Here is a 22,129-nt window from a genome sequence, read left to right as displayed (position 1 = left end):
GAAATTATGTCAGAAGGCATCGCAGGCTCGGGCATCGAGCTTGGCATCACCCTCTATTCGCTCACCTCCGAGTTCGCCGCCGGGCTCTACACCCCTGAGACGCTGATCAAAGCTGTTGCAGATGAAGGCCTTGGCCCGGGGGTTGAGTTCAACATCGCCCAGATGCTGCGCACCTACCCGGACGTCGACGACGACTTCGTCCGCCTGTGGCGCGACAGCATGGACCGCTACGGCCTGACCCCCAGCGCTGTGGGCACCAACCTGGACATGGGCCGCCGCAAGGACCGGGATATGACACCCGATGAGGAGTACGACTTCTTCGCCGCGCAGCTGCACACGGCTAACAAGCTTGGTTTCCACCGCGTGGTGATCCGCTCCGCGGGCAAGGAATTGCTCCGCCGGCTGCTTCCCCTGGCCGAGAAGTACGACCAGAAGCTCGGCTACGAAATTCACGCGCCGCAGGGCCCGAACGATCCCAAGATCCTGCAGATCCGCGAGATGTACGAGGAACTGGGAAGCGACCGGCTCGGTTTCACCGCAGACTTCAGCTCGACGATGCACAGCCTTTCCCCGACCCTCTTCCGCACGTTGACGCAAATGGGGCTGCCCGAGGAGCACTTCGCCGTCATGCAGGAGATCTGGCGCAAACCGTCGCCCATGCATGAGCGCAACCAGGAGTTCGAGGACTACCTCAGTGCCAACAACTTCGATCCTTCCCGCCTGGGCCCGTTCACCCGGCTGGCATTCAACATGCATGGACTGGTTCCGCCCGAGGAATGGCTGGATATCATGCCGCAGATCTTCCATGTCCACGCGAAGTTCTACGACATCGACGAACACGGCAATGAACCCGCGATGGACATTCCCCGCATTGTGCGCCAGTTCGTCAAGGGCGGCTACCAGGGCTACCTGTCCAGCGAGTGGGAGGGCCATGCGTTCGCCGACCTGGGCGAATCCGATCCGATCGACCTCGTCAAGAAGCAGCACACGCTGATGCGGCATGCCATCGAAGAAGCCGTTGATCCAAATGCATCCGACTCCCACGCGACCCTGGTCGAGACTGTTAAGTAAGGAAAGCCATGGCAACTCACAATTCCCTGTTCCAGGACACCGACGTCCGCCGGCACCCCGAGGGGATTGCCGTATCGGTGCAGCTGCCCTGGTACCGCAGCCTCTGGCTGTCCGCCGTTGACGACGTCGTCGCAACCGTCAACGGCGTGGAGATTCCCAAGGAGTCTCTCCGCTTCGAATTGCAGGACAAGTCCTACTCCATAGCTGAACTCCCGGAGCAATGGGAAACCCTGTGGTTCGTCGCAGACAAGCCCGACGTGATCATCCCGCTGGACCGCGTCCCCGACGCCGGCGAGGAGATCGACGTCGAGGTCATCCTCACCCTGCGCCTGCTGTATATGCAGATCGCGCCGATGCGTTACGTGGGCAACCGCGTGGCGGTTGACCGGACGGTGGTGCTCGCATGAAAACCCTGCGCGTGGCCATGATCGGTTATGGCTTCATGGGTGCTGCCCACTCCCAAGGCTGGCGGACGGCGCCGCGGATATTCGACCTGCCCGCCGAGCCGGAAATGGCGGTTATTGTCGGCCGCAACGCTGAAGCGGTCGCCGCCGCTGCCAGCAAGTGGGGCTGGGCAGAGCCAGCAACCGACTGGCGGGACGTGATCGCCCGTGACGATATCGACGTCGTCGATATCGTCACGCCCGGCGACTCCCACGCCGAAATCGCGATCGCCGCGCTGGAGGCCGGGAAGCACGTTTTGTGCGAAAAACCACTCGCCAACACGGTGGCGGAAGCCGAAGCGATGGCCGAAGCTGCCGAACGGGCGGCTGCCCGGGGCATCCAGGCAATGGTCGGTTTCACCTACCGCCGCGTTCCGGCCGTCACCTTCCTCCGCAACCTCATCGCCGAAGGCGCCGTCGGCACGATCAACCAGGTGCGTGCCTCGTACCGGCAGGACTGGCTGGTGGACCCGGAGATGCCGCTGGCGTGGCGCCTGCAGAAGGAACACGCCGGCTCGGGGGCCCTGGGGGATATCGGCGCCCACGCCATCGACCTGGCCCAGTTCGTCACCGGCTTGAATCTGGAGAAAGTGTCCGGCGTTATCGACACCATCGTGAAGGAGCGGCCTCTTTTGAAGGGCTCCACTTCAGGCTCCGGACCTTCCGATACCGGGCTTTCCGGCGCTGCCGGTGTCGGCTCCGGCCAGGTGACGGTGGACGATATCGCCATCTTCACGGGCCGCTTCGAATCCGGCGCGCTGGCGTCGTTCGAGGCCACCCGGTTTGCCACCGGCCGGAAGAACGCGCTCCAGATTGAGGTTTCCGGGGACAAGGGCGCCCTGGCCTTCGACCTGGAGGACCTCAACAGCGTCCAGTTCTACGACCGTACGGCACCTGCGGACCGCCAGGGCTTCCGGAAGGTCCTGGTCACGGAAGCGGAGCATCCCTACGTTTCGGCGTGGTGGCCGGCAGGCCACATGCTCGGTTACGAGCACGGGTTCTCCCACCAGGTCAAGGACCTCGTGGAGGGCATCGTGGGCGGCGCCGTCCCGCATTCGTCGTTCGCTGACGGGCTGAGGGTGCAGCGGGTGCTCGACGCTGTCGAGCGCAGTTCCGAAAATGATTCCGCCTGGACACGGGTCGCTGCCGGCGTTCCCGTGCCGGCCAGTTGAGGAGGGGAAGCACGTGGCACGACCAATTACCTTGTTCACCGGCCAGTGGGCCGACCTGCCGTTCGAGGAGGTGGCCCGGCTCGCCGGCGAATGGGGCTACGACGGGCTGGAGATCGCCTGCTGGGGTGACCACCTGGATCCCTGGCGCTGGGACGACGACGCCTATGTGCAGGGCAAGCTGGACATTCTTGAACGCCACGGCCTCAAAGTGTGGACCATCTCCAACCACCTCAAGGGCCAGGCCGTCTGCGACGACCCGATCGACGAACGGCACCGCGGCATCCTGCCGGACGTCGTATGGGGCGACGGCGATCCTGAAGGGGTCCGCCGTCGTGCCGCCGAGGAACTGAAGAACACTGCACGGCTCGCCGCCAAGCTGGGCGTGAAAACGGTGACCGGCTTTACGGGATCGTCCATCTGGAAGTACGTGGCGATGTTCCCGCCCGCCTCCGAAAAGATGGTCGACGCTGGCTACCAGGATTTTGCCGACCGGTGGAACCCCATCCTCGATGTCTTTGACGAGGTGGGCGTCCGGTTCGCCCATGAGGTGCACCCATCAGAGATCGCGTACGACTACTGGACAACGCAGCGCGCCCTCGAGGCGATCGGGCACCGCGAGGCCTTTGGCCTGAACTGGGACCCGAGCCACATGGTGTGGCAGGACATCGACCCTGTGGGGTTCCTGTGGGACTTCAAGGACCGGATCTACCATGTGCACTGCAAGGACACGAAGAAACGCCTGTCCAACGGGCGCAACGGCCGGCTCTCCTCCCATTTGCCCTGGGCTGATCCGCGCCGCGGCTGGGACTTCATCTCCACCGGCCACGGCGACGTGCCGTGGGAGGATGCGTTCCGGATGCTGAACGCCATCGACTACCGCGGGCCGCTGTCCGTGGAGTGGGAGGACGCCGGAATGGACCGGCTGGATGGCGCCCCCGAGGCGCTGGCTTTCGTGCGCCGGCTCTCCGGCTATGAACCCTCCGCCGCAGCTTTCGACGCCGCATTCAGCACGAAGTAATTCGCAAACAAGTGAGGCCGGCCCCGCGGGGCCGGCCTCACTTGTTTGTATGCCATGGGCTTCTTGTATGCGGTCAGAGGGCCGCCCGGGCCGCTGGTGCCGGCTCCACCACTGCTGGCTCCGCGAGGGCTGCCCCCGCCAGGGCCAGGTGACTCCGCGTCATCTCCGTTGGGTCGTCCAGCAGCCACTCGTGGCCGCCCCATTCGCTGGTCAGCGTGCCCGTGAAGCCGGTCCCGCGCAGCAGGCTGCCAAGGTCATGCAGCGGCTGGGAAACCCGGCCGCCGTCGTCGTCCAGATCCCAGAACTTCAGATGGAAGGCGCCCACCAGGGGGAGGATGCCCTGCAGATCTGCGGCGTCACTGCGGCCGAAGCGGATGAGCAGGTTCATGAAGAGGGTGTGGATGCGCGGCGGAACCTTCCCTGCGCGGAGCATGGCGGTGACGGCATCGAGGGTGGCGGGATCGCGCCAGTCATTCTCCAGGCGCGCCAGAAGATCGGAAGGAACGCCGCCCTGACGCAACTCATGAAGGTAGGTGACGGGAAGGGCCGGCATGAGCATGCTGATGTCGACGAGTACCCGCACGTGCTCGTCTGCCAGCCCGGCTATCGCATCCAGTGCTGGTGCCACAGAAGGGTTGTTTGGAGTCTGCTGCCCTTGGATTTCTTCGTACAGCACCAGATCGAGTTCATGCAGCAGCGGCTGCAGCAGCGTGAGCAGTTCCGTGCCAGCCTGTCCGATCGGTAACCGGATCCCGCGGGCACCCACTCGGCTGGCGGCGCTGAGCTGGGGGACCAGGAAGTCCAAGCGCTCCTGCAACGAGCGGCGGTCGGTTGGGGACGTGAAGTCGTCGAGGCTGGCGCCAACGATGCTGACGCGGCCCCCTCTTGCCGCCAGCGAATCCCGCAGTTCGTCTACCTCGGCGTCCTGCGGAGCGGGGAAGGACCGCCACAGCAGCCCAGGTTCGAGTTCTATTGCCTTCGCCACGGAATCCGCGATGCCAATCACAACGTCAGTGGCTGTCCGCCGGGCTGCCGTGATCTCCGGAATCCAGTTGAACGAGCTGGCGCAGAGGGTCCAGTTGTGAAGAAGTGCGGGGGCCATATGATGCCTTCCCATTTATGCTTGTTAATGACAAACTTATGTCACTTTTAGGATAAAGGATGGAAGCCATGTTGCAAACCGCTTTGCGCGAAGATGCGCTGACGGCCACGCCGGAAGGCTTTGAACTCCGGCTCGGCCTTTCATGGATCCGCTCAATGCCCCTTTCCACCGTGGCTGAGCTCGCAGTTGAGGTCGACGGCATCCCGGTGGCACCAGGGGAGTTGACGGTGGTGCTGGGGGCCCGGCGCGTGCGTGCAGACGCATTGCAGGCGGAGTCCGGGTGGTGGTTCGTGCAGGACAGGGTGGTCCTGGCCGGCCGGCGCGAGCTTTCCCGCGGGGTGCACGCCATCGCCGTCGACTTCCAGCTGCTGGTGCCCTACCTTCAGGCGCGTCCCGGTTCTCCGCTGGTCCTGCCGTTCCATCTGGAGGCCCGGCTGGAGCTTGACCGGGAACCGGTGCCCAGCGTCTCCCGCGATGTGGCCTGAGCGGCTATGCCCAGGCCGCGCAGTGGACCCTATGCGGGGACAGCGTGCCGTTCCGGTGAGGGCCTGCCGTCAGCAAACCAGCGCGGGAAGGTGACATCGAACAGCTGCTCGCGCGCCAGCTCGGCTCCTCCGCGCAGGGGTTCGCGCTCATCGTTGACGGACAAGGTGATGGTGAGGTCGCGGGTGGCGAGCGGCAGGGACAGCTCGTAGACCCGCTGGCGCACTTCGGCCAGGAATACTTCGCCGGCCGATCCCATGGCCCCGCCGATGACGATGATTCCGGGGTTGAACATGTTCACCAGGGCTGCAATGGTCTCACCCGCTACCCGGGCCGACTTTTGAATCAGTGTGATGGCCAGCGGGTCCCCGGCCTGGGCCGCGAGGGTGATCTCCTCGAGGGTAAGTGTCCCCTTTTTTGCCAGCGGGGCCAGGGAGCTCCGGGTGCCTTCCTTGACAGCCTCTTCCGCGTCCCTGACCAGGGCCCAACCGCTGGCCACCGCTTCGAGACAGCCGATCTTGCCGCAGCGGCATTGGGCATGGGAGTCGGAAACCCGGACATGGCCGATGTCGCCGGCCGCGCCGTTGGCACCGCGGTGGATCCTGCCCTGGGACAGCAGGCCGGCACCGATTCCCGAACCGATCTTGCAGTAGATGAGGTTCGCAAGGGATTCGCGACGCCGGGCGCGCTCACCAAGGGCCAGCAGGTTGACGTCGTTATCCACCCACACCGGTGCGTTGAAGCGGTCCTCGAAGGGCGTGCGGACATCGAATCCATTCCACCCGGGCATGATCGGAGGTGCCACCGGTTGTCCCGTGGCGAAGTCAACCGGGCCGGGGAGGCCCACCACTACACCCCAGACGGGCACTTGATGATCCTTTTTCAGCACGTCGTCAACGAGGGCCATCACGGCGTCAATGGTCTTCTCGGGGCCCTGGGCGATATCCCAGGTGCGGTGCGAGTGTTCCAGGATGTCGCCGTCAAGGGCGGTGACGCCAACCCTTATATGAGCGGCTCCGAGGGCACATATGACGATCCTTCCCTGCTCCGCGCGGAAGCGAAGGGTCCGGGGCGCGCGGCCACCGGAGGAGGCGCCGAATTCTCCATCCCCGAGAAAGCCGATCTCAATGGCCTGGTCCACGCGCTGGCTGACAACGCCCCTGCCCAGCCCGGTGACCTTGCCGATTTCAGGGCGCGTTGTTGCCTCGCCCGTTCGCACCAGGTTGACGATCCTCAGCAGGCTCGTCACTTCATCCGTTTGTGCTCCAAAGCGGAGTGTGGACTCTGTCGTCATGATCACAATTCTCACACATAAGAGGGAACTAAGGTGGGGTTGAACGCGACTATAGCCGGATATTTCCGTACTTATGAATAATATGGACAAAAGAGGGAGGCGACGATGCCTTGGGATATAGGAGTTCTTGGGGCCGGGCCGGGCGTCGCGGCCCTGCATCTGCCGGTGCTGGGGCGCCTGGCGGAGCTGTTCAAGGTGGTGCACATTGCCGATGCGGGAAGTGGGCGCGCCCAGGGCCTGGCCGAAAGGCTTGGTGCCCGGTGGTCAGTGGGGGAGGCGGACCTGCTTGCGGACCCGGCAGTCCACCTGGTGGCCATCTGCAGCCCGCCCGCTGAACATGCCCGCCAAATCCTGGCGGCTGTAGCCGCGGGGAAGCCTGCCATCTTTTGCGAGAAGCCATTGGCCACCAGCAGGGAAGAAGCCGACGAAGTCATCTCTGCCTGCCGGCTCGCGGGAACGGTCCTTCTGGTGGGGACGAACCACCTGTTTGACGCCGCGTGGGGGCGGGCCAGGCATCATCTCGTTGCCCTCGCGGGCCGGGTGCAGGCGATCTCCGTGACGCTGGCGCTTCCGCCGAATGACAGGTACCACCGGCTGGTCGCCGAGGGCGCCCCTTTCCAGGCCGCCCGGCGGGAACGCCTGGACCTCGACAGTCCCGCGGTTGCGGCCGGCGTTCTGCGGCAGCTGCTGACCGGTCTCGCGATCCATGATCTTCCGGCCGTGAGGGACATCGCGCCAGGCATCGACGAGGTTGTTTACGCCAGGGTCGCCCCGCCAGTCGGCTACCTTGTGGGGTATCGGGCCGGCGGAATCCTGGTCCAGTTGGCGCTTACCATGCTTCCGGAAGGACCGGATGCCCTCTGGAGGATGAATATCGCCACCTCCCACGACCGCATCGAGGTGAATTTCCCGCCCGCCTTTGTCCATGCCGGAAGCGCGGCCACCCGAGTGCGAAGCGCGGACGGGCAGTGGACGGAGTACAGGCGGGATCCGGAAGACGGCTATATGGCGCAGTGGCGCCTGCTTGCCTCACTCCTTGAAGGCGGGGTCCCAGTCGAGTACGACGAACTGCTGGCTGACTCGCACTTTGCAATCGACCTGGCCGATGCTGCCGCAGCGAAGGTTCTGGAGGGGGTGCCGCAATGAGTTCAGCAAATCCAGGGCTCGGCATCTTCACCGTGTTGCCTTCCTATCTCGCGGCTGCCGCCGAGCTTGCCGTCAGTGCTGCACTCACCAGAGACGTCAGTGGGGCGGTGGCTGTGGTGCCTGGATCCGGCGATTGGTGGCAGGGCATGCTGGACGCCCGGGCCAGGGGAGCGGCAGCCGTGGTGATTGCGGACCCTGCTGCGCTCCCGCAGAAAGGACCCGGAGCATACCCATGGCCCGGTGACATCCCGGTCATCGTTGAGCGTCCCCGGCTGCGCCCGGATGTGGTTGCCGACGCGGTCCGGGCAGGACGAGGCAGGCCGGCCCGGATCGTCACCGTTGAGTGCGCCGCCCCCGCGGCAGGTCTTGAAGCGGTAATCCGCGACGGCTTGGGCTGGGCGCGGTCACTGGTCCGGGGCCCGTTGACGCTCCAGGTGTGCAGTGCCACGGCGCAAGCCAGGATTGCTCTGCTGGATTCAGGAGGATCCGCGGGCGGGGCAATGCCCGTCACCCTGGGGGCGACGGCGGCAGCGGGCCTTCACGCCGACGGCCTGCTCCAGGTGCTGGCCCTCGGCGAGGTGCGAACCGAAGTCACCGTGGACCAGCAGGCCGGGCTGACGCGGCTGGAGACGTCCACCGAGGACGGGACACTAAGGGCTCCGGAGCGCTATGAATCATCAGCCCGTCTGGCGCTGCGCCGGGCCATCGAGGCGCAGTCTTCGGGTCGGCCCGGAACGGACCTGGATGAGCTGCTCGAGGACATGTCCCTCACGCGCGCCGTGCTTGCTACATAAGGGATGCCCGCCACAGGTGTCTAATTCACGCATTCTTTTGTTGCTTTCAAACTAAAGTGGGGTAGCATGAGTAACGGCGCCGGGGTTCCTTCCAAACCCGTTCTCCGTCGTGATGGTGCGCCGGAGGCACAACACGTCGCGTCGACGGCCCGATCGTTCGGGTAGATCACTATGCCACTTTCACCTTTGAGACTCCGTCTCCTTGTTATCTCCCTGCTCACGGTTTCGTTCCTCGGGGCCCTGGACCACACCGTGGTGTCCACATCCCTGGCCACGGTTGCGGGTGAGCTGGGCGCGCTGAAGCTCATGAGCTGGGTTGTTGTGGGATACACCCTCGCGAGCACAGTGCTGCTGCCGGTGCTCGGCAAACTAGGTGATGTCCTGGGAGCCCGCCGGATCTTCCTCAGTTCGCTGGTAATGTTCCTGGCGGCCTCCCTGGCCTGCGGCTTTTCGCAGGACATGGCATGGCTTATCGCCGCGCGCGTCCTGCAGGGGATGAGCTCCGCGGGCCTGCAGCTGATGTCGCAGACCATCATCGCCAGGGTCACCTCGCAGCGGGAACGTCCGCGCTACATGGCCATCATTGGCGCAGCTTTCCCCATCGCGGTCCTGGTTGGCCCCGTTCTCGGCGGCGCCATCACCGATTACTGGGGCTGGCAGTGGGTTTTCTGGATCAACATCCCGGTGGGCGCTGCAGCCCTGGCCCTTGCCCTGGTTGCCGTTCCCCACCTGGAGCCCGGCCCCATGCCCCGCCACTTCGATGTTGCCGGGGCGGCTGTATTTACCGCTGCACTGGTGGCCCTTGTCCTCGCCGCCACCTGGGCCGCAGAACGCAGCGCGGGCCCCGCCACCGCTGCCGCGCTCGCGGTCAGCATGCTGGGCTTCGTTGCCTTCTACTTTGTTGAGCGCCGCGCACCCGAACCCATCGTCCCCCTGCATTTCTTCGCCAACCGGACCATCGCGGCAGGCACCGCACTCTCGGCGATTATCGGCGTCGGCCTCTTCTCCATCACCGCCTATTTGCCGACCTATGTCCAAATGGCGTACCAGACCACCGCCACCGTGTCCGGGCTCGTGCCCATCGCAACCGTGTTCGGCATGCTGACCAGCAACCTGCTCACCGGATGGCTGGCCAGCAGGACGGGGCGGTACCGGATCTTCCCCATCCTGGGAACATCATTGGGGGCCGCCGGGCTGTTTGTGATGGCGGTGCTGCCCGCCGGGCTTCCGCTGTGGGTTCCCATGATCGTTATGGCCGTTGTCGGGATGGGCACCGGCGCGTTCATGAGCCTGATCGTCACTGTGGTCCAGGGAGCTGCTCCGGCCAGCCAGACCGGCACCATCACCGCGACGATCAACCTGGTGCGGCAGGTGGGGTCAACAGTGGCGACGGCGATTATCGGCGGGGTGATCGGCTTCGGCGTGGCGGCCCTTTTGCCGGCGGGCCTGGACGCTTCCACCCTGACCCCGCAACTGGTCAAAGGGGCCGCCCCGGCAGTCCAGGCCAGCGTGGCTCAGATCTACGCCTCAGTCTTCACACCCATCTTTATTGCCTTGGCGGCCACGTACGCAGTGGGAATAGTCGCGGCGGTCCTGCTTCCGCACGGGCGCCTCTCCGACGAACCCGTTCCCGCCCCCCAAACAACTTCCGAATCCCTTTCGGCCTGATTTCAAAGGAGACATCATGTCCAACCCAACCATCGCCATCGTCGGCAGCGGGCCCATCGGCTCCACCTATGCGAGGGTGCTCCTCGAGCAGGTCCCGAACGCGAAGGTGGTGATGTTCGAAGCCGGCCCGCAGGTGACGGAGGTTCCCGGCGCAAGCGTCCGCAACATTGCCGACCCTGGCGAAAAGGCTCGTGCCCGCGAGATGTCGCAAGGGCCACAGGCCGGCGCCTACCGGGAGTCGCTCGGCATCCCGGCAGCCACAGTCACCGAGGGAATGTTCACCGCCCGCCAGGGCACCCACCTTCTCGACTTCGGCGGCGCGGGCTCCGCCCACGCCTCGAGTTTTCCCGCGGCGGCTGCGGCCACCAACGTCGGCGGCCAGGGTGCGCACTGGACCTGCGCGACGCCGTCGCCCGCCTTCAGTGAAAAAATCCCCTTCATAGCGGACGACGAATGGGACGGGCTGATTGAGGACGCGAAGCAGCTGCTGCACGTCCACAGCGCAGCGTTTGCCGACTCCGCCGTTGGTGAGGCCATTCGGACCCTCCTCGATGAAGAGTTCGGCGCGGAGCTGCCGGATGGGTACGGCGTGGGCACCCTTCCGGTTGCCGGGGACCCGCAGCCCGACGGCTCCGTGCGCTGGGCGGGGGCCGACGTCGTCCTCGGCCCGCTGATCGACAAGGACAGTCCGGTCTCGAAGCAGTTCGAACTCCGTGACCTCACCCTGGTCCGCCGCGTGGAACTGGACGGACACCGGGTCACCGGTGTCACCGTCGAGGACCTCCGCACCGGGGAGAAGTCATTCGTGGCAGCGGACATCGTGGTGGTGGCCGCCGATGCCTTCCGCTCCCCGCAGCTCCTCTGGGCATCCGGTGTGCGGCCGCAGGCCCTCGGCCACTACCTGACCGAGCATCCCGTGGTCATCTCCACGGTGGCGCTGGACGCCGAAAGGATGGGGCGGTACGCCACCGAAGAGGACCTTAAGGCCGAGCTGGCCCGGCGCGCACTGAACCCGGCAGACCCCGTCGCGGCTGTCAACCGCATCCCGTTCTCGGAGCCGGAACACCCCTTCTCCGTCCAGGTCATGTACACCGAGACCACGCCGTTCCCGATGGAGCCGGGAACCCCCTACTCCGAGAACCGCTGGGGCTACGTCAACATGGGCTACGGCATGCGCAAGCACCCGCGCTACGAGGATGCCGTCACGTTCGACGACAATGAGCCGGACTACCGGGGATTCCCCAACATGAGAATCGAGTACGCGCTCACAGAACGGGAAAACGCGGAAATCGCCGAAGCAACCGAGCGGCTGCGGCGTGCCGGTAAGGCCCTTGGCGCCTTCGTGGCCGAGCCCAGGCTCATGCCGAACGGCTCGAGCCTGCACTACCAGGGCACCATGCGCATGGGTGAAACCGACGACGGCACCTCGGTGGCGGATCCGTGGTCACGGGTGTGGGGCTACAACAACCTGGTGGTGGGAGGAAATGCGCTCATTCCGACGGCAACTGCCATGAATCCCACGCTGATGAGCGTGGCCATCGCTGTCCGCGGCGCCCGGAAGGTTGCTGAGGAGCTTAGTTCGCAGAGTGCCTAGGTCAACTGTTCGTAGGGGCGCAGACGCCCGCCAGCTGTGGCTGGGCTGACGCCGAGGCACGGATAACCTGTGGGTATGAAGAACCTGGACCTCAACCTGCTGCCCCAGCTGCAGGTCCTGCTGGAACTGCGGAACATCTCCCGGGCAGCCGAGAGGCTCCAGCTCAGCCAGCCGGCCACCAGCGCCGCAATGGCCAGGCTCCGGCGCCATTTCGACGACGAACTCCTGGTGCGGAACGGCCGCACCTATGACCTCACGCCCTTCGCACAGTCCCTGGTCCCGCTGGTTGATGAAGCCATGCTTCACATCCAGCGGGCCACGCGCGTGCGGTCCGGCTTCGACGCCGCCACGAGCGAGCGGGAGTTCATTATCGCCGCCTCGGACTACGCGGCGGCCCTGATCGTGGGGCCGCTGCGGGGGATCCTGCGCGAGGAGGCCCCCGGAGTGTCGGTGGATTTCGTTCCCACCGCCAAGTCCGGGATCCAGGGCCAGATGGCCGACTACTCAAAAATCGACCTGCTCGTCGGGCCCACGGGGTACCAGATGCAGGGAGCCAGCAAGCAGCTGTTCCGGGACAGCTTTGTTGCTGTGTCTGACACCGGAAATCCCCTGCTCCAGCAGCCCCGGCTCACTGTGGAGGACCTGGCCACCGTTCCCCACGCCGTCGGCTATTTCGGTGAGGGGATCAGCACCCCGGCGGACAAGCTGTTCGAATCGCGAGGTATTCAGCGCCGCGTGGCGGCTGTGGTGGCCGGGTTCCTGTCCCTGCCGCTCCTGGTGGAAGGGACAGACCTCGTGGCGCTCGTCCCCGGGATGCTGGCAGCACGGGCCCAGCGCGGCGCGGATATCGTTGTGCTGGCGTTCTCCGAAGACGCTGAAGCGTCCCTCGTGGAAGCGATGTACTGGCACCCGTCCCAGGCGGAGGACCCCGCCAGCGTCTGGCTGCGTTCCGTGGTCCAGCGGGCCTGTTCGCGGCTGCACGAACTTTTCCCCATCACCGCCCACCCGGTAACTATCCACGCGGCAGATACCACCTAGAACCAAAGCGCCGTTCCCCATCCGGACCATCCCTGCGAAAGTCGAAGAAACGCACTTCGAAAGGGATCCCCCATGCCTGTCTCCAGCCAGCGCCTGGCCGGCAAAACCGCCGTCATCACCGGAACGGCCAGCGGCCAAGGCAGGGCGGCGGCGCTCGCCTTCGCCGAGGCGGGCGCCGTGGTGGTGGGCTGTGACATGGACGACGACGGCGCCGCGGCCACCGTCCGCCAGGTCACCGCAGCCGGGGGGCGGATGAGCGGCAGCCGGGTCGACCTCACGGACGAGGCCGCTGTGGCGGCATGGGCGCAGGACGTAGCCGCAAACCACGGCCAGGTGCACATCCTGTATGCCAACGCGGCGGTCACCCGCTTCGCCCCGGTGGAGCAGCTCACGTTTGCCGACTGGAAGTGGAATGTCGAACACGAGATGGACGTGGTGTTCCTGCCGGTCAAATACTTCTGGCCACAACTGATCCAGGTGCGGGACGCCGCCATCGTGCTGGTGGGATCCACGGCAGGAGTTACCGGTTCCATGACCAACGGCCGGCTGGCCCACACCGCCACGAAAGGGGCCGTGGTGGCCATGACCAGGCAGCTCGCGGCCGAAGGGGCTCCGCATGGACTCCGCGTCAATACTGTCAGCCCCGGAATGATCCGCACCGCCGCCACCGAGGGCAACCTCCTGGCCGCCGACCACCCCATGCGGTCCATCGCCGGCAGCATCCCGCTGGGCCGGATCGGCACGCCGGAAGAAGTGGCCAAATGCGCGCTGTTCCTGGCCTCCGACGAAGCGTCATACGTGACGGGCGCCAACCTGATGGTCGACGGCGGCTGGTCGGCCGTGCTGCCGGGCTAGTTGAAATCGTGCACCGCGTCAGCGCATGGCGTCGGAGACAGACTTCGCTCCGCCGTGGCCCGACTGGCCGCCGTCCACCGGGATCTCGGCACCGGTCACGAAGGACGAGAGCGGGCTGAGGAGGAACAGCACGACGCCGGCCACTTCCTCCACGCTTCCAGTGCGCCCCAGCGGGGTCTCGGCCATGGTCGCCTGCCTGAATTCGGGCTTAGCGCTCGCCGTCATGGGCGTTTCGATGAAGCCCGGATGGACAGTATTAACCCTTATCCCCCGGGGGCCGAGTTCCATGGCGGCTACCTGGGAAAGGCCCCGCAGTGCCCACTTGCTGGCGGTGTAGGCCACGGGATAGTGCGCGGTCAGGCCCGCGACGGAACCGACATTGACGATGGATGCGGCACTGCCCATCAGCGGTGCGAGGGCCTGGATCCCCAGCAGGCTTCCGGCAACATTGACTTCATAGACGCGCTGCAGGTCAGCCACGGAGGCATCCAGCAACCGGCTCCGCTGGGTGATGCCTGCATTGTTGACCAACCCGTCCACCTGCCACCCCTTGGTCTGAATCCAGTGCGCGAGATCGGACCAGCCCGAGGCATCGCTGACGTCCAGTTGGCGGTACACCAGCGAACCGGCCGAAGACGATGACACGGCGGCCAGCCCGGCTGGCATGTCCACTGCGAGGTCTGTGGCAACGACGCGGGCCCCGGCCTCCACCAGCATGCGAGCCTCGGCAGCGCCCTGGCCCTGGCCAGCGCCGGTGACCACCACGGTCCGGCCATCGAGCTGAAGGGAGACCACCCTACGTCCCGGAAGGAACCGTAGAGGCCACCCGGTTGCGCGGACGCTGCCGGGCACGCACGCGGGTCCCGGCGTTGCGGCGTTCACCAACCGTATTCACGATTGTCCCGATGCCTTCCACCGTCATGCGGACCACGTCTCCCGTCTTCAGCGGCGGGGGAGTCTTCGCGCCGTTCCGTCCCCAGAGCTCCGCGAGGCAACCGCTGCCGCAGGTGCCGGAGCCCAGCACATCGCCGGGCCGGACCACGGAGTCCTGCGAGGCGTAGGCGACGAGCTCGGCGAACGGCCAGCCCATATTGGACAGCAGGTCCTGGCCGATGGCTTTCCCGTTGACTTCCACGGCCATGGAGATCGGCAGGAACCCCTCGGCGTCGTGCAGGTCCTCGAACTCATCCGCGGTGACAATCCAGGGCCCCAGGGTATTGGCGAAGTCTTTGCCCTTGCACGGCCCCAGGCTGACTCTCATCTCCCGGCGCTGCAGGTCCCGCGCCGACCAGTCGTTGAGGACGGTGTAGCCGAAAATGTGCCGGTGTGCCTCCGCTGCAGTCAGGTTCCGGCCGTCGCTTCCGGGGACGCGCCCGACGACGGCGGCTACCTCGGTCTCGAAGTCCAGGTCCTCGCAGCCCGCCGGAATAACAATCACCTCGCCGGTGCCGGTCACCGTATGCGGGTTGGTGAAGTAAAAGGTGGGCGCCTCGTACCATTCGGGCACCACGCCGGCCACGCCGTCGATGCTTTTCCGCACGCCTTCGACGTGTTCCTCGAACGCGACAAAATCCCGGATGGTGGCGGGCGCCAGTGGGGCGAGCAGCTGCACGTCCACCAACGGAACGGCCGGGCCAGACCCGATGATCCGCCGGGCCAAACCCAGCGTCTCTTCGAGCCCGGCATCCAAAAGGGTCTGGACACTCTGGCCTGCGGGCAGGGCGTAGCAGTTACCGCCGTCGACGAAGCCGGACTGCGTCCCGCCGTCGTGGTTCCAGCGAGCAATCTTGACCATGAAAATTCTTCCTTAGGCTGTGCGGCGGGCAGTGAGGATGGAGGCGGGCGTGATGCCCAGGGCGGCGGCGTTGCCGGCCAGCACCCTGGCTTCGTCCTCCACCGGAAGCCGCGCCTCGATGACCTCGGCCACGGGGCGGTCGGAGCCCATGTCGAACGGGTAGTCGGAACCGACCAGCACCTGCCCCGGGCCAGCGGCGGCCACGAGCGCCCGCAGTTCAGCCGGGTTGTGGACCAGGGAGTCGAAGAACAGCTTCTTCACATACGACGACGGCGGCTGGGCGCAGCCGTGTGCCTCCGGCCGGACCCGCCAGGCGTGATCGGAGCGGCCAAGGCTGGTGGGCAGGTAGCCGCCGCCGTGCGCGGCCAGAACCCTCAGGTCCGGGTGCCGGTCCAGGACACCGCTGAAGATCAGGTGGGACAGGGCCACCGCATTTTCCGCGGGCTGGGAGACGGTGTTGGCGAGGTAGAAGCGGTCCAGCCGCTCGTCCAGCGAGCATCCGAAGGGGTGCAGGAAGACCAGGGCACCAAGCTCCTCGGCCCGGCTCCAGAACGGTTCCAGCCTGGGGTCGGAGAGCTCAACGGTGCTGCGCTCCGGGTCGGTGGGGGTGGCGGCGAACGAGCCAATTTCCACGCCGAGCAACCCGCACTCCAGCATGGCGTGATCCAGGGCTTCGACCATCAAGGAAGGGTGCTGCAGCGGGACCAGGCCCAGGCCGTTCAGCCGTTCCGGGGCGCGGTCCACGAACTCCCGCACCGCCTGGTTGGCGGCCTTGGCAACCTGCAGGGCCAGTTCTTCCGCGGCGAAATAGTAGAAGTGCGACGGCGACGGCGAGACGAGCTGCACGTCCACGCCTTGGGCGTCCATGTCCGCAAGACGGCGGTCCAGGTCCGTCAGTTGCGGCCAGCGCTCCTTGATCATTTTTCCCGAAGCGGCCATCGACTCTGGTCCGTTGCGCCGGACTTCCAGGGCCTGTTGAGCGCCGAAGCCCTCGGGATCAGCTTCGGCCACTAATTGCTGCAGGGCCGGAAGCAGGATGTGGGCGTGGACGTCCACGGTGGGTTTTTCAGCAGGGCTGGTGCTCATGCGGGCTCACTGACCAAGCTGGAGACTGAATGCATGAGGCCCGGCACGTTGGCGTCCCGGACGCCGTCGAGCATCCACTGGCCCAGCTGGACGGAGGCGTCGACCACTGCTTTTGCCCGGTCCAGTCGGCGGTCGGTGAACTCTTTCCAGAGTGTCTCGGTGATGTCGTCGGCGCCGATCAGGAGATCGGCCAGCACGGCTGCGTCTTCCATTGCCATGGCAGCACCTTGCGCGATGGTTGGCGGGCAGCTGTGGGCGGCGTCGCCGATGATGACGGTGCGGCCGCGGTTCCACGGCCCGTCCACCAGGTGGGTAGTGAACCACGTGTAGTTGATGCGGGCGCTCTGGTCCAGGTTGGCGCGGATCTCGTTCCATGGGCCGCCGTAGGCAGCGGCGAGGTCGGCCATAATGCGGGGGCCGTCCTCGTGTTTGCGCTCCTGGGCCCTTTCCACAAGGTAGGCGTAGATGGTGTCAGGGCCGGTGGGGCAGTAGCCGGCGATAAAGCAAGGCCCGCCGTACGTCAGGTCGGTGCGGACCACGTCCTGCGGCCGTTCCACGAACGCGCGCCAGATGCCCATGCCCGTGGACCGGGGTTCACTATCGATGCCGATGGCCTTGCGGACAGCTGAGTGCAGGCCGTCGGCGCCGATCAGGAGGTCGTAGCGGGCGGTGCCGCCGTCGGCGGTGCTCACGGTGACGGAGCCGCCGTCGTCTGTTATTTCGGTGACCGTCTTGCCGTAGCTGATCCGTGCGCCTGCCTGCCCGGCACGCTCGCGGAGGATGGCGGTGAGGTCGGGGCGGTACATGCCCAGTGTGGCTGGGAGGTCGTCGCCGCCGGTCCGCATGTCATCCAGCACGGCGATGACGGTGCCGGCGGGGTCCGGGGCGCGCAGGCCGAGGGTGCTGAACGCGTAGCCCTTCGCCTCGATTTGCTCCCAGACGCCCAGCTGGCGGAGGACCCGCAGGGCGTTCCCCTGCAATGTGATTCCAGAGCCAAGGGTTTGCGGGGCATCGGCCTTCTCCAGGATTTCAACCTGGATTCCCGCGTCGGCCAGCAGGATGGCGGCGGTCAGTCCCGCGGCTCCCGCCCCGACGATTCCGACGTTCTGTACTGCTGCCATCGCTGACTCCTTTGTATTGACGGCGTGACTGATGATGGTTGTGGTGCTGTTGTACTGAAAGCTACCGGAGGGCGATCGGGTTGACGGGCGATCCGACGGCGCCGGTAATGGGCAGGGGCGCCGCGGTGAGCAGGAAGTCGTACCTGCCGTCTGCCGCGCAAGCCTCCGCGAGGCCGTCCGGATCCCACATTTCGCCGAGGAACAGCCCGAGGTTGGGGATGGCGATCTGGTGGAGGGGCTGGAAGGCGCCGTCGAACTCGTTGGGCCGGACCTCGAAACCCCAGGTGTCCGTGGCGATCCCCGCGATTTCACTGCGGTGAAGCCAGGGTGCGGTGCTGAAGGACAGCCCCGGGGCCGAGCCGCCGGCGTAGTCGCCCCAGCCGTCGCGGCGCACCCGGGTGTGCTGTCCGGTGCGGATCACCAGGATGTCGCCCCGGCCAACCTTTGAGCTGGGGCCCTGCAGGTCGATGGTCCGCTGGAGGTGTTCGGGGGTGATGGCGAAACCGTCCGGCAGCTCGCCGTCGTTCCTTCCCAGTTCGGGTCCGAGCGCGCGGCCGACGTCCAGCAGGACGCCGCGGGTGACGATCTTGGCCGCGGCGGTTTCGATGCCGGTGACCAGGTCGCCTTCGGAGGTGACCACGTCCCCTGCGGCGCGGCCGTTCCAGGCCTTGCCCTGGTCGAAGATGTGGCCGAGGCCGTCCCACTGGGTGGAGCACTGCAGCGGCATGGCAATGACGTCGTCCGCGCCGCCGAAGCCGTGCGGGAAGCCCTGGTTGCCGCGTTCGGCGTCCACGCCGGTGTCGGTCATGGTGTGGACAGGGTTGGTGCGTCGCCGCCAGCCTTTCTGCGGCCCGTTGGTGTCGAACGGCTGGGACAGCGAGAAGGCCTCGCCCGTCTTTACCAGGGCTGCTGCTTCAATGCGCTTGTCCGCGTCGATGAAGTTCAGGGTCCCAAGGACGTCGTCCTGGCCCCAGCGGCCCCAGTTGTTGTGGGATTCGGCCATGGCGCGGATGCTGCCGAGCGGATCGTCACGCCGGATGACCGGGGAATCGGTGGCTGATTCCCCGGTGCCGGTGGTGGTTGGTGCTGTGTCCTGGCTGGTCACTGCTGGCTGCCTTCAGTGACAACTTCGTCCTTGCAGTGGATGAGCTGGGTGCCCAGGCCCGTAATAGTGCCCTCCATGACGTCGCCGTCCCGGAGCAGCCTTCCCCAGTGCTGGCCGTTGCCGGCGGGGCTTCCGGTCAGCACCAGGTCTCCCGGGCGCAGGGGCATGATCTGGGAGGCCTCGCTGATCAGCTTGGCGACACCGAAGATCATGTCTGAGGTGGACTCGTCCTGCATGGCCTTGCCGTTGAGCTTCAGCGTGACCTGGACGTCCTGCGGGTCGCCGAAGAACTTGGCGGGTACCAGCAGCGGTCCGGTGGGCAGGAAGCCGGGGGCGTTCTTGGCGCGGTACCAGTCCGAGCCGATCGCCGGCATGTCCTTGCGGAACACGTACTCACGGGTTGTGATGTCGTTGACCATGGTGTAGCCGAAGACGTAGTCCAGGGCTTCCTCGGGGGTGACCCGGAACGCCGTCCTGCCGATCACCGCGGCCAGTTCAAGTTCCCAGTCGTGGGACTTGGAGTAGGCAGGCAGGGTGAGGTCGTCCGTGGCGGACGCGATCGCCGTCGGGAGCCCGATGAAGAAGTACGGCGTTCCCTGGCCCGCGCGCTTGTCCATCATCGCGGCGGTCCGGTCCCGGACTTCGTCCTCGTCCTCGCCGGGTTCGCGGTGGGCTGCGGCAAGGTCGATGACGTGCTTGCGGTAGTTGGCGCCGGTCTGAAGGACCTGGACAGGCTCTACCGGGGCGAGGACCTCGATGTCGGCCATCGCCAGGCCGGTGTCCTCGCCGGCCGATGCGGCGATGGCGTCCAGCTGGCTCTCGGTGGTGTCCCAGTGCTCGATCAGGGCGTTGATCTCCCCATCCAGCGGCAGGACGCGGTCGCCGACCAGCAGGCCCGCGCGGGCCTTGCTGTCACCGGTCTCCTGGAACCGGATGAGTGCATATTGTGTTTCGGCCATGGTGTCCTAGCCCCGTCCCTGCTTGGCGTAGGGGTTCAGGAGGGCTTCCTTCATTTCGGGGGAGGCGCCTTCTTCGGTGGCGGTGAAGCCTTCCGCGGGAGGGAAGGATTCGGTCATGGAATGCGGCATGGCGCCGTTTTTGTAGAAGTTGTTGGATCCTTCGGAGGGCTTCCAGGTGTTGGCTTCCCAGTCCGGGACGTAGTTGCGGTATCCGCCAGAGTTGAGCTCGACGCGCAGGCCTGACGGGTCGCGGAAGTAGAGGAAGTTTTGCTCGCCCACGCCGTGGATGGAGGGGCCGTATTCCATGGCGGTGCCGTTTTCCATCATGACATCCGCGGTGCGCAGCAGGTCTTCGGTGGCGTCCACCCAGAAGGCGATGTGGTTGACGCGTCCCGCGCGGCTGGAGGTGTCCAGGACCACGCCCAGGTCGTGGGACTTTTCGTTGGTCGTGAGAACGGAGAAGACGGTGATGGGTGCCTCGTCCAGGTCCACGAAGGCCATGACGCGGAAGCCCAGCGCCTCGTTGTACCACTTGGCAAAGCCTCGGACATCGGAGGAGGCCACGGTGACGTGGTCCAGGAAGCGGGGCGCTGCGGCGTGGCTGCTGCGGCGCTCCGGCCGGTCCGGGTAGGTGGATTCAAAACCGGGCTCAGCCACGAACTTCTCAACGTCGAAGAAGAGGCGCATGGGGTGGCCATAGGGGCCCGTGAATTCGTAGGCCTTGCCGTAGCCGTGGCCGCCGGCGGTCCAGCTGCCCTGGACGCCGGTTGCTTCGACGCGCTGGGCTGCGGCTTCCAGGGCGGCCTGGGAGTTGGCGCGCCAGGCCATCCGGCCCAGGGAAGCTTCCGGACCTTCGGTGAGGACCAGGCTGTAGCGGTAGTAGTCACCCCAGCAGCGCAGGTAGACGTTGCCGTCCACCCGGTCGACGATGCGCATGCCGAACTTTTCCTCGTAGAACCGTGCCGAGGCTTCGACGTCGGGGGTGGTGATCTCGAGGTGGGCAAGATGGGAGAGGGGAGTTTCCACGTTGAATTCCTTCTAAGTACTGATTGCCGTGAGTGGGGTCGCTGCAGGTCTAGTAACCAGACTGAGGCAAAAGAAGTATTCGGTGAAGGGGCGTTTTCTGATGCCACCTATTTGTATGGCAGATACCTGGCCTGAGTGCAGGCCCAACGTAACGAGCTGTCCGATCAGCGTCCGGCCACCGTGCAGCCGAAGGAAAGGAACGACGATGTTCACCCTGCAAATTAGCTATCCGGTCCGGATTCCGATGCCTTTAAGAACGTCTTTGACAGCGATCCCGCAGGCCGCGCTGACAGGTTCCTATCGGTCCTTGATCCCTATCATCGCCATTACGGTGCGGGCTGCTCGGCCGATCCCGAATCCGAGGACACCTCGGGCTGCGGGGTCGGTTCGGTTGCGGGGGCGGGCTCCGGGCCCTGGCCGGTTTCGGGGGCGACGTCCGCTGGCGTGCTGTCGCTTGGTGCGCCGGCTCCCGGCACTGCGGTTCCGGTCGAGCCGCTGTCCGCGCCACTGGGGCTACCGTCCGTGGTCAGGCCATCTACTTTGTTGGCGCCTTCCTCGACCTTCGCAGGCACTTGCTCAACTTGCCCAGGTCCTTCCTTCACGTCCTTGGTGGATGCGTCCGTTTTGTCCGGGGCGGTCGGAGTGCCGCTCAGTGCTGTGCCCAGCGTCGTCGTGGGTCCGGTCGCACCGCCCTCGATGCTCGACGCCGACGAGACAAGGCTGGAGATGGGCTTGTTGGTTCCGAATTCGACCGCAGTGACACCGACCATCGCGATAACGAATGCGGCAGCGCTGACCGCCCCGACTTTGATCCAGGTCTTCGGTGTGAACTGCCTCCTCAGCCGTTTGGCTCGAGGTTCGTCGCTCTCGGCCGGAGCGCTGGCGGCCAGTACTTCGCCGTCGTCAGCGGGCAGTCCGCCCCTGCGTCGCTTTGGGATTTTCGTCAATGCCACGTTGGCGGCCGAACTGAGTGTTCGGGCATAGAGGGCGGCGCCCACCGTGGCAACGATAGAACCGAGTGCGGCGCCGATAAGGGTCCCGGCTACGCCTAGAAAGGACCCCACCAAAGCAGAGGTCACCGCGGCCAACGCCGAGCCAATAGTCTGGGCGCCACTTAGCCCGAGGAGCTGTTTCGGCTTGTCTTCGATAGCGGAGTCTGCAGGCATCTTCAAACACATTTCAGTCAGATAATGTTACGAACAGATAACTTTACCTGCCCGCGACTGGCTCCCGGCTGTCGCCGTAATAATTTGAGACGCTTCTCACGGTAGTTTTTCGGCGCCATCCATGCCTCCGACGGCGGCTGGCCCGCGCTGTCCAGCACCTCACCAAAACGGAAGCGGACGACGGCGGGAGGCC

The 22,129-nt window shown here is 65.9% G+C and carries 21 protein-coding genes; 11 read left to right on the top strand and 10 right to left on the bottom strand.

Annotation, left to right across the window (positions count from 1 at the left end; genetic code table 11):
• The first annotated feature begins 6 nt into the window (after positions 1 to 6).
• From Y706_RS0105630 to Y706_RS0105615, 4 genes are read left to right on the top strand one after another with little or no spacing between them, the layout of a single operon-like run.
• Entirely contained in the window at positions 7 to 1,071 is a 1,065-nt protein-coding gene (locus tag Y706_RS0105630) for a sugar phosphate isomerase/epimerase family protein (RefSeq protein WP_028275815.1), read from the top strand.
• 8 nt (positions 1,072 to 1,079) lie between these two features.
• Positions 1,080 to 1,478: a C-glycoside deglycosidase beta subunit domain-containing protein gene (locus Y706_RS0105625; protein ID WP_028275814.1), complete on the top strand. Its 399-nt coding sequence runs from the start codon at positions 1,080 to 1,082 to the stop codon at positions 1,476 to 1,478.
• Positions 1,475 to 2,686 carry a Gfo/Idh/MocA family protein gene (locus tag Y706_RS0105620; protein WP_028275813.1) on the top strand — a complete coding sequence of 404 codons (1,212 nt, stop codon included), beginning with the start codon at positions 1,475 to 1,477 and terminating at the stop codon, positions 2,684 to 2,686. The genes Y706_RS0105625 and Y706_RS0105620 overlap by 4 nt, the downstream gene beginning before the upstream one ends.
• A 13-nt stretch (positions 2,687 to 2,699) precedes the next feature.
• Complete coding sequence (locus tag Y706_RS0105615; protein ID WP_028275812.1) at positions 2,700 to 3,704, top strand: sugar phosphate isomerase/epimerase family protein; 1,005 nt, start codon at positions 2,700 to 2,702, stop codon at positions 3,702 to 3,704.
• 73 nt (positions 3,705 to 3,777) lie between these two features.
• Here the strand turns inward: Y706_RS0105615 and Y706_RS0105610 are convergent, their stop codons facing one another.
• Positions 3,778 to 4,806 carry a restriction endonuclease subunit R gene (locus tag Y706_RS0105610; protein ID WP_028275811.1) on the bottom strand — a complete coding sequence of 343 codons (1,029 nt, stop codon included), beginning with the start codon at positions 4,804 to 4,806 and terminating at the stop codon, positions 3,778 to 3,780.
• A gap of 68 nt (positions 4,807 to 4,874) precedes the next feature.
• Between Y706_RS0105610 and Y706_RS0105605 the strand changes: the two genes are divergently transcribed.
• Complete coding sequence (locus Y706_RS0105605; RefSeq protein WP_028275810.1) at positions 4,875 to 5,291, top strand: C-glycoside deglycosidase beta subunit domain-containing protein; 417 nt, start codon at positions 4,875 to 4,877, stop codon at positions 5,289 to 5,291.
• A gap of 29 nt (positions 5,292 to 5,320) precedes the next feature.
• Here Y706_RS0105605 and Y706_RS0105600 read toward each other — a convergent pair whose 3' ends face one another.
• A complete protein-coding gene (locus Y706_RS0105600) occupies positions 5,321 to 6,583 on the bottom strand; it encodes an ROK family protein (RefSeq protein ID WP_028275809.1) in 1,263 nt (420 codons plus the stop codon).
• 105 nt (positions 6,584 to 6,688) lie between these two features.
• Here Y706_RS0105600 and Y706_RS0105595 point away from each other — a divergent pair, with 105 nt between their 5' ends.
• The 6 genes from Y706_RS0105595 (at position 6,689) to Y706_RS0105570 (ending at position 13,678) form a co-directional block, all read left to right on the top strand.
• The gene (locus tag Y706_RS0105595) at positions 6,689 to 7,729 is read left to right on the top strand and encodes a Gfo/Idh/MocA family protein (RefSeq protein WP_028275808.1); all 1,041 of its coding nucleotides are present in this window, start codon (positions 6,689 to 6,691) and stop codon (positions 7,727 to 7,729) included.
• Entirely contained in the window at positions 7,726 to 8,523 is a 798-nt protein-coding gene (locus Y706_RS0105590) for a hypothetical protein (RefSeq protein ID WP_028275807.1), read from the top strand. Before Y706_RS0105595 ends, Y706_RS0105590 begins: the two co-directional genes overlap by 4 nt.
• A 186-nt stretch (positions 8,524 to 8,709) precedes the next feature.
• Entirely contained in the window at positions 8,710 to 10,191 is a 1,482-nt protein-coding gene (locus Y706_RS0105585; protein ID WP_253906699.1) for an MFS transporter, read from the top strand.
• Positions 10,192 to 10,207: 16 nt separating this feature from the next.
• A complete protein-coding gene (locus Y706_RS0105580) occupies positions 10,208 to 11,785 on the top strand; it encodes a GMC oxidoreductase (protein WP_028275805.1) in 1,578 nt (525 codons plus the stop codon).
• Positions 11,786 to 11,860: 75 nt separating this feature from the next.
• Positions 11,861 to 12,823, top strand: a complete 963-nt coding sequence (locus Y706_RS0105575) for a LysR family transcriptional regulator (RefSeq protein WP_052355014.1) — start codon at positions 11,861 to 11,863, stop codon at positions 12,821 to 12,823.
• A gap of 72 nt (positions 12,824 to 12,895) precedes the next feature.
• Positions 12,896 to 13,678 carry an SDR family NAD(P)-dependent oxidoreductase gene (locus tag Y706_RS0105570; protein WP_028275803.1) on the top strand — a complete coding sequence of 261 codons (783 nt, stop codon included), beginning with the start codon at positions 12,896 to 12,898 and terminating at the stop codon, positions 13,676 to 13,678.
• 18 nt (positions 13,679 to 13,696) lie between these two features.
• On the opposite strand, the gene Y706_RS0105565 is transcribed toward Y706_RS0105570, so the two are convergent.
• The 8 genes from Y706_RS0105565 to Y706_RS0105530 all read right to left on the bottom strand — a co-directional run bounded on the left by Y706_RS0105565 (position 13,697) and on the right by Y706_RS0105530 (position 21,936).
• A complete protein-coding gene (locus Y706_RS0105565) occupies positions 13,697 to 14,473 on the bottom strand; it encodes an SDR family NAD(P)-dependent oxidoreductase (RefSeq protein ID WP_028275802.1) in 777 nt (258 codons plus the stop codon).
• 1 nt (position 14,474) lies between these two features.
• Positions 14,475 to 15,473 carry a fumarylacetoacetate hydrolase family protein gene (locus tag Y706_RS0105560; RefSeq protein ID WP_028275801.1) on the bottom strand — a complete coding sequence of 333 codons (999 nt, stop codon included), beginning with the start codon at positions 15,471 to 15,473 and terminating at the stop codon, positions 14,475 to 14,477.
• A 12-nt stretch (positions 15,474 to 15,485) separates the two neighbouring features.
• Positions 15,486 to 16,559, bottom strand: a complete 1,074-nt coding sequence (locus tag Y706_RS0105555) for an amidohydrolase family protein (protein WP_028275800.1) — start codon at positions 16,557 to 16,559, stop codon at positions 15,486 to 15,488.
• Positions 16,556 to 17,680 carry an FAD-dependent monooxygenase gene (locus Y706_RS0105550; RefSeq protein WP_028275799.1) on the bottom strand — a complete coding sequence of 375 codons (1,125 nt, stop codon included), beginning with the start codon at positions 17,678 to 17,680 and terminating at the stop codon, positions 16,556 to 16,558. Before Y706_RS0105550 ends, Y706_RS0105555 begins: the two co-directional genes overlap by 4 nt.
• Before the next feature lie 61 nt (positions 17,681 to 17,741).
• Complete coding sequence (locus Y706_RS0105545; protein WP_028275798.1) at positions 17,742 to 18,785, bottom strand: cyclase family protein; 1,044 nt, start codon at positions 18,783 to 18,785, stop codon at positions 17,742 to 17,744.
• Positions 18,782 to 19,744, bottom strand: coding sequence for a fumarylacetoacetate hydrolase family protein (locus Y706_RS0105540; RefSeq protein ID WP_028275797.1), 963 nt, complete (start codon positions 19,742 to 19,744; stop codon positions 18,782 to 18,784). The genes Y706_RS0105545 and Y706_RS0105540 overlap by 4 nt, the downstream gene beginning before the upstream one ends.
• Positions 19,745 to 19,750: 6 nt before the next feature.
• A complete protein-coding gene (locus Y706_RS0105535) occupies positions 19,751 to 20,770 on the bottom strand; it encodes a VOC family protein (protein ID WP_028275796.1) in 1,020 nt (339 codons plus the stop codon).
• Between the two features lie 326 nt (positions 20,771 to 21,096).
• Positions 21,097 to 21,936 (bottom strand): hypothetical protein, encoded by an 840-nt coding sequence (locus tag Y706_RS0105530; protein ID WP_156945071.1) that lies wholly within the window; start codon positions 21,934 to 21,936, stop codon positions 21,097 to 21,099.
• Between the last annotated feature and the right edge of the window lie 193 nt (positions 21,937 to 22,129).

It is taken from the genome of Arthrobacter sp. I3 (assembly GCF_000520575.1).
In the GTDB taxonomy this organism is placed as follows: Bacteria; Actinomycetota; Actinomycetes; order Actinomycetales; family Micrococcaceae; genus Arthrobacter; species Arthrobacter humicola_A.
This window is presented reverse-complemented; position numbering and strand designations above follow the sequence as displayed.

What these genes read in the sequence shown, in the direction of transcription:
- Y706_RS0105625 (WP_028275814.1), top strand. Translation starts at nt 1,080, where the DNA reads ATGGCAACTCACAATTCCCTGTTCCAGGACACCGACGTCCGCCGGCAC.
- Y706_RS0105600 (WP_028275809.1), bottom strand. Translation starts at nt 6,583, where the DNA reads ATGACGACAGAGTCCACACTCCGCTTTGGAGCACAAACGGATGAAGTG.
- Y706_RS0105620 (WP_028275813.1), top strand. Translation starts at nt 1,475, where the DNA reads ATGAAAACCCTGCGCGTGGCCATGATCGGTTATGGCTTCATGGGTGCT.
- Y706_RS0105630 (WP_028275815.1), top strand. Translation starts at nt 7, where the DNA reads ATGTCAGAAGGCATCGCAGGCTCGGGCATCGAGCTTGGCATCACCCTC.
- Y706_RS0105590 (WP_028275807.1), top strand. Translation starts at nt 7,726, where the DNA reads ATGAGTTCAGCAAATCCAGGGCTCGGCATCTTCACCGTGTTGCCTTCC.
- Y706_RS0105530 (WP_156945071.1), bottom strand. Translation starts at nt 21,936, where the DNA reads ATGCCTGCAGACTCCGCTATCGAAGACAAGCCGAAACAGCTCCTCGGG.
- Y706_RS0105580 (WP_028275805.1), top strand. Translation starts at nt 10,208, where the DNA reads ATGTCCAACCCAACCATCGCCATCGTCGGCAGCGGGCCCATCGGCTCC.
- Y706_RS0105570 (WP_028275803.1), top strand. Translation starts at nt 12,896, where the DNA reads ATGCCTGTCTCCAGCCAGCGCCTGGCCGGCAAAACCGCCGTCATCACC.
- Y706_RS0105610 (WP_028275811.1), bottom strand. Translation starts at nt 4,806, where the DNA reads ATGGCCCCCGCACTTCTTCACAACTGGACCCTCTGCGCCAGCTCGTTC.
- Y706_RS0105595 (WP_028275808.1), top strand. Translation starts at nt 6,689, where the DNA reads ATGCCTTGGGATATAGGAGTTCTTGGGGCCGGGCCGGGCGTCGCGGCC.
- Y706_RS0105550 (WP_028275799.1), bottom strand. Translation starts at nt 17,680, where the DNA reads ATGGCAGCAGTACAGAACGTCGGAATCGTCGGGGCGGGAGCCGCGGGA.
- Y706_RS0105575 (WP_052355014.1), top strand. Translation starts at nt 11,861, where the DNA reads ATGAAGAACCTGGACCTCAACCTGCTGCCCCAGCTGCAGGTCCTGCTG.
- Y706_RS0105560 (WP_028275801.1), bottom strand. Translation starts at nt 15,473, where the DNA reads ATGGTCAAGATTGCTCGCTGGAACCACGACGGCGGGACGCAGTCCGGC.
- Y706_RS0105540 (WP_028275797.1), bottom strand. Translation starts at nt 19,744, where the DNA reads ATGGCCGAAACACAATATGCACTCATCCGGTTCCAGGAGACCGGTGAC.
- Y706_RS0105605 (WP_028275810.1), top strand. Translation starts at nt 4,875, where the DNA reads ATGTTGCAAACCGCTTTGCGCGAAGATGCGCTGACGGCCACGCCGGAA.
- Y706_RS0105555 (WP_028275800.1), bottom strand. Translation starts at nt 16,559, where the DNA reads ATGAGCACCAGCCCTGCTGAAAAACCCACCGTGGACGTCCACGCCCAC.